Consider the following 6,176-nt stretch of genomic DNA (forward strand, 5'->3'; position numbering starts at 1 on the left):
GTTTGCGTTAAGCTTATTGAGTTCCTCCTTATTTTACAACTGCCTTTTGTTCTTGCAAGCATTTTTTAGATCAAGGGATATGCTTCATTCATCCACTAATATGAATCCTACAATACAGTTAAAGAGTGGTTTTTCCAGCTCCGTTGTCCTCTCTCCCTTTGTACTTTTTCCTCGCACATTGAGCTATGAGCATAGGGATCATTCTAAATTACGAAGTTTGCTAAGTATAAATATTAAAACCCCCGGGACGACCTACTTTCCCGTGCCGTTCGCCCGGCACAGTATCATCGGCGCTGGAGGGCTTAACTGCCGGGTTCGGAATGGAAACCGGGTGTTTCCCCTCCGCTATGGTCCCGAGGGAAACTCTGACAACTCAATAGGTTTTCCTTCCTGTGGGTGTGCAAGCCGAACGGGCTATTAGTACAGCTTGGCTTCACCCCTTACGGAGCTTCCACCTGCTGCCTATCAACGTGGTAGTCTTCCACGGCCCTTCAGGGAGTCCTTATCTTGAGGTGGGCTTCGCGCTTAGATGCTTTCAGCGCTTATCCCGTAGCAGGATGGCTACCCGGCGCTACCTCTGGAGAGATAACCGGTACACCAGAGCCTGCCCCGTCCCGGTCCTCTCGTACTAAGGACGGACCCTCTCAAGACTCCTGCGCCCGCGGCGGATAGGGACCGAACTGTCTCGCGACGTTCTGAACCCAGCTCGCGTCCCCCTTTAATGGGCGAACAGCCCAACCCTTGGGACCTGCTTCAGCCCCAGGATGGGGGGAGCCGACATCGAGGTACCAAACCTCCCCGTCGATGTGGGCTCTCGGGGGAGATTAGCCTGTTATCCCCGGAGTAGCTTTTATCCGCTGATCACCGGCCCTTCCCCAAGGAACCGGTGGGTCACTAGGCCCGGCTTTCGCCTCTGCTCGGCCTGTCGGCCTCACAGTCAGGCACCCTTCTGCCCTTGTACTCTACGGCGGATTTCCGACCCGCCTGAGGGTACCTTTGGACGCCTCCGTTACCTTTTAGGAGGCAGCCGCCCCAGCTAAACTGCCCATCTGGCACGGTCCCCGCGGAGGTTAACTCCGCTGGGTTAGGGTCTCAGCCTGTCCAGGGTGGTATCTCACCGGCGCCTCCATCCCTCCCGGAGGAGGGACTTCACAGGCTCCCACCTATCCTGCGCAGGACAGGCTAAGACTCAGTACCAGACTACAGTGAAGCTTCACGGGGTCTTTCCGTCCTGCCGCGGGTAGCCGGCATCTTGACCGGCATTACAATTTCGCCGGGACTCTCCTCGAGACAGCGCGGCACTCGTTGGGCCATTCATGCAGGTCGGAACTTCACCCTTTCTTGCCTTTCGGCAAGGGGTAGACTATACCTTCTCACCACCAAGGACCTGTAGGAGGTACTCCTTGGTATGTTTACGCTTACCAGAAGGGTTCATAGAGTACGCTATCTCTATTATTTCCCTCAGGTATTTGGGTGAAAGGTGCAGGTTTGCTCTTACCATTTGACAAACCCTTTTAAACTTTTCGTAATCTTCTTTTTTTGAGCCTTGTAAGGGATATGCTTCAAAGTGAGGTATTACCTTCCTTACTATGTCCTTTACATCCCTCACTTCAAACTTGTAGGTATTATCACTTTTTGAAAATCTTATTCCTCCACACTGGAAGAATTCCCTAAGCTTCTTTATAAGCTCCAGGTCCCTTCTATTTAAAGACACAGAAAAGGAAGGTCTCGTTTCTATACCTACTTTTAGCCTATCCCTTAGGCTGAAGCTTACCGAAAAGCACCCTTCACCCTCAACGAGTCCCGTAACATACCAAGGATCAAGCATATGGCTATACCTCCATAGCCCTTTCTGCGCTTCCCTACGGAAGCGGGTGGTGGCCGGCGTCTTGCAGGCTAAAAAGCCTGCCTCCCCTTTCGGGTCAGTCGTTACGGGGCTCTGTTTCCCTCACGAGAAACAGGCTTCCCTCGGGATTACCCCACACCCTTTATGGGTAGGAGGGCTCCCCCGATATGAGCCGGACACGGGCAAGTCCGTACTTACCCGACAAGGAATTTCGCTACCTTAGGACCGTCATAGTTACGGCCGGCGTTTACCCGGGCTTCGGTTCGGAGCTTGCACTCCTCCCCTTAACCTACGGGCACTGGCCAGGCTTCAGACCACATACATCCCCTTTCGGGTTTGCGTAGTCCTGTGTTTTTGATAAACAGTCGGCACCGCCCGGTCTCTGCGACCCGCAAGAGCTTACACCGTAAAGGTTTCACTCCCACGGGCCCCCCTTCTTCCGAAGGTACGGGGGCAATTTGCCGAGTTCCTTGAGGAGAGTTCCCCCGACGCCTTAGGCTACTAACCCAGCCCACCTGTGTCGGTTTGCGGTACGGGCAGCGATGCTTCAACGCCAGCGCCGTTGTTTCTTGGCAGTGTGGCGTCAGGAGAGTTACCCCATCGGCTCTCGGAGTATGGGGTGACGGATTTGCCTGCCACCCCCTCCTACTACCTTAGACCACCATTCCATAGGTGGCTCTCCCTAGCCTCCTGCGTCACGACTCTGGCTCCACACCGCTGGCGCGGGAATGTTGACCCGCTTCCCATCGGCTACGCCTTTCGGCCTCACCTTAGGGTCCCGGCTAACTGGCGGCTGATTTACATTGCCGCCAAAACCTGGGGCTTCCGGCGGACAGGTTTCTCACCTGTCTTCGCTGCTACTCATGCCAGGATTCTCACTTCCCTGCAGTCCATCCCACCTCACGGTGAGACTTCAACCCACAGGGAACGCTCCCCTACCGCTCGCCTTTAAGCGAGCCCGCAGCTTCGGTACCGGGCTTGAGCCCCGCTAAATTTTCGGCGCACGGCCGCTCGGCCGGTCAGCTGTTACGCACTGTTTAAAGGATGGCTGCCTCTAAGCCAACCTCCCAGCTGTCTTAGCAGCCGCACATCCTTCCCCACTTAGCCCGGATTTTGGGACCTTAGCTGGCGGTCTGGGCTGTTTCCCTCTTGTCCTCCGGAGCTTATCCCCCGGGGACTGACTGCCACCCTACCTATCTCGGCATTCGGAGTTTGGCAGGGTTCGGTACCCCTTTCGAGGCCCTAGCCCAACCAGTGGCTCTACCTCCGAGAAGGAACGGGTGACGCTAGGCGTCGACCTATTTCGGGGAGAACGAGCTATCACGGAACGCGATTGGCTTTTCACCGCTACCCACACCTCATCGGACGGTTTTGCAGCACCGACCCGTTCGGGCCTCCAGACGGCATTACCCGTCCTTCACCCTGGGCATGGGTAGATCGTTCCGCTTCGCGTCTGCCCCCAGCGACTAAAGCGCCCTATTCGGACTCGCTTTCGCTACGGCTTCGCCTTACGGCTTAACCTCGCCACTGAGGACAACTCCCTGGCTCATTCTGCAAAAGGCACGCAGTCGGGCCACAAGGACCCTTCCACTGGCTTGTGGATCCGGGGTTTCAGGTTCTATTTCACTCCCCTTCCGGGGTTCTTTTCACCTTTCCCTCACGGTACTATGCGCTATCGGTCTGCCCGTAGTACTTAGCCTTGGAGGGAGGTCCCCCCTGATTCCCACGACCTTCCACGGGGGCCGTGGTACTTGGGATCGCATCCCCAGGAGACTTCTCACTTTTAGCCTACGGGGCTTTCACCCTCTGTGGCGGAGCGTTCCAGCTCACTTCGGCTAAGTGGAAGTTTTGTAACTCCCTGAGAGGCTGGCAGACCTCTCCGGATGCGTCCCGCTACCCCGTGCGAGCTAAGGCTGCCACCATGGCACCCGCACGGTTTGGGCTGATCCCCTTTCGCTCGCCGCTACTCGGGGAGTCTCGTTTGATTTCCTTTCCTGGGACTACTAGAAGGTTTTACTTCGTCCCGTATTGGCTCCGCTTGCGCGGATGACAGGGCTCAACGCCCTGCCGGGTTTCCCCATTCGGGCATCCGGGCCTCACAGGCTTTTTGCGCCTCCACCCGGCTTATCGCAGCTTAACACGCCCTTCGTCCCCTCGGGCAGCCGAGGCATCCACCCCGGACCCTTACTAACTTGCACACCCACAAGGAAGGAAAACCTATTCAGTTGCCAAGATTACATGGAGATGGTGGGACTTGAACCCACGACCTCCTGCTTGCAAAGCAGGCGCTCTCCCGCTGAGCTACATCCCCTTGGACCTGCCCCAGATAATGGGCCTCGGTGGACTTGAACCACCGACCTTGCCCTTATCAGGGGCACGCTCTGACCAACTGAGCTAGAGGCCCAAAGGAAAGGCAGCTCAATAAGGAGGAAGGACCCTAAAGAGTTTGATTGGCTAAACAGCCTGAAAACTTTTTACTCCGTATAAAGGAGGTGATCCAGCCGCAGGTTCCCCTACGGCTACCTTGTTACGACTTCGCCCCAGTTGCCAGCCTTCCCATCGTCCTCTGCCTCCCTTGCGGGTTAGCTCGAGGGCTTCCGGGAAGACTGACTTCCGTGGCGTGACGGGCGGTGTGTGCAAGGCCCGAGAACGTATTCACGGCGGCTTAGCTGATCCGCCATTACTACCGATTCCGGCTTCATGAGGGCGAGTTTCAGCCCTCAATCTGCACCATGACCGGGTTTGGAGGATTTGCTCCCCATTGCTGGGTCGCTTCCCATTGTCCCGGCCACTGTAGCGCCTGTGTAGCCCCGGGCATAAAGGGCATACTGACCTGACGTCATCCCCACCTTCCTCCGGCTTATCGCCGGCAGTCCCCTTAGAGTGCCCTCCGAAGAGTGGCAACTAAGGGCAGGGGTTGCGCTCGTTGCGGGACTTAACCCAACATCTCACGACACGAGCTGACGACGGCCATGCACCACCTGTGGTAGGATTCCGTCCAGAGGACGGCACCCCTCGCTTTCGCAAGGGTTTCCTACCATGTCAAGCCCGGGTAAGGTTTTTCGGTTAGCATCGAATTGAACCAGACGCTCCACCGGTTGTGCGGGCCCCCGCCAATTCCTTTGAGTTTCAGGCTTGCGCCCGTACTCCCCAGGCGGGGCGCTTACCGCGTTAGCTGAGGCACTGCCCTTGCGGACAACGCCTAGCGCCCATGGTTTACGGCTGGGACTACCCGGGTATCTAATCCGGTTTGCTCCCCCAGCTTTCGTCCCTGACCGTCAGGACAGCCCCAGTAGGCCGCCTTCGCCACCGGTGTTCCTCCCGATATCTACGCATTTCACCGCTACACCGGGAATTCCGCCTACCTGAGCGTGCCTCAAGATGGGCAGTTCGGTATGCCTTTCCACCGTTGAGCGGTGGGCTTTGACAAACCGCTTACCCATCCGGCTGCGGACGCTTTACGCCCAGTGAATTCGCGCAACGCTCGGGACCTACGTATTACCGCGGCTGCTGGCACGTAGTTAGCCGTCCCTTCCTCTGGGGGTACAGTCACCCACAGAGATTATTCACCCCTGTGAGCATCTTCCCCCCTGACAGGAGTTTACACCCCGAAGGGCTTCTTCCTCCACGCGGCGTCGCGGGGTCAGGCTTTCGCCCATTGCCCACGATTCCCCACTGCTGCCCCCCGTAGGGGTGTGGGCCGTGTCTCAGTCCCACTGTGGCCGGCCACCCTCTCAAGCCGGCTACCCGTCATAGGCTTGGTAGGCCATTACCCCACCAACTACCTGATGGGCCGCGAGCCCCTCCTCAGGCGGTAGCTTGCAGAGCAGAGGCCACCTTTGGTCCGGAAACCTTAGTGGTCCCGGACATTATAGGGTATTAGCCCCCCTTTCGGAGGGTTATCCCCTTCCTGAGGGCAGGTTACTCACGTGTTACTCACCCGTTTGCCGCTGGGTGGCAGAGCCACCCCGCACGACTTGCATGTGTTAGGCACGCCGCCAGCGTTCGCGCTGAGCCAGGATCAAACTCTTCAAGGAAACCCCAAGTAAAAGGGTCCTTCCTCCTTATTCAGTTGCCAAGATGACAAGGGGCTTTTTACACCCCTCAATTATCACTGCAGAATTTTAATTATATACCCAATTTTTTGCTTTGTCAAGTCCTTCAAGGGACCTTTTCGATCCCTCACAAAACTATAAAACATTATACAAAGTTTTCTGCCCTTGTCAAGTGGAAACGAGGCTGTTTGAAAAATCCCAGAGCATTGACAAAACTTGATTTCTAAAAACAGCCCTCAAAAGCTCAAAAAATAAGTAAATCCCCCAAAGCACCA

The 6,176-nt window shown here is 56.5% G+C and carries 2 tRNA genes and 3 rRNA genes; all 5 read right to left on the bottom strand.

The annotated features are described in order from the left end of the window. Window positions 1–239: 239 nt before the first annotated feature. The 5 genes from rrf to CP948_RS07725 all read right to left on the bottom strand — a co-directional run bounded on the left by rrf (window position 240) and on the right by CP948_RS07725 (window position 5,883). Window positions 240–359 (bottom strand): 5S ribosomal RNA (gene rrf / locus CP948_RS07700). Window positions 360–396: 37 nt separating this feature from the next. Next, a 23S ribosomal RNA gene (locus CP948_RS08925) occupies window positions 397–4,044 on the bottom strand. Window positions 4,045–4,085: 41 nt separating this feature from the next. Then, a tRNA-Ala gene (locus CP948_RS07715) sits at window positions 4,086–4,157 on the bottom strand. Between the two features lie 19 nt (window positions 4,158–4,176). After that, window positions 4,177–4,250 (bottom strand) — tRNA-Ile (locus CP948_RS07720). An 81-nt stretch (window positions 4,251–4,331) separates the two neighbouring features. Next, a 16S ribosomal RNA gene (locus tag CP948_RS07725) occupies window positions 4,332–5,883 on the bottom strand. Together the 16S, 23S and 5S rRNA genes with 2 tRNA genes alongside form the textbook arrangement of a ribosomal RNA operon. Window positions 5,884–6,176 lie beyond the last annotated feature (293 nt).

The organism is Hydrogenobacter hydrogenophilus (genome assembly GCF_900215655.1).
Taxonomy (GTDB): Bacteria; Aquificota; Aquificia; order Aquificales; family Aquificaceae; genus Hydrogenobacter; species Hydrogenobacter hydrogenophilus.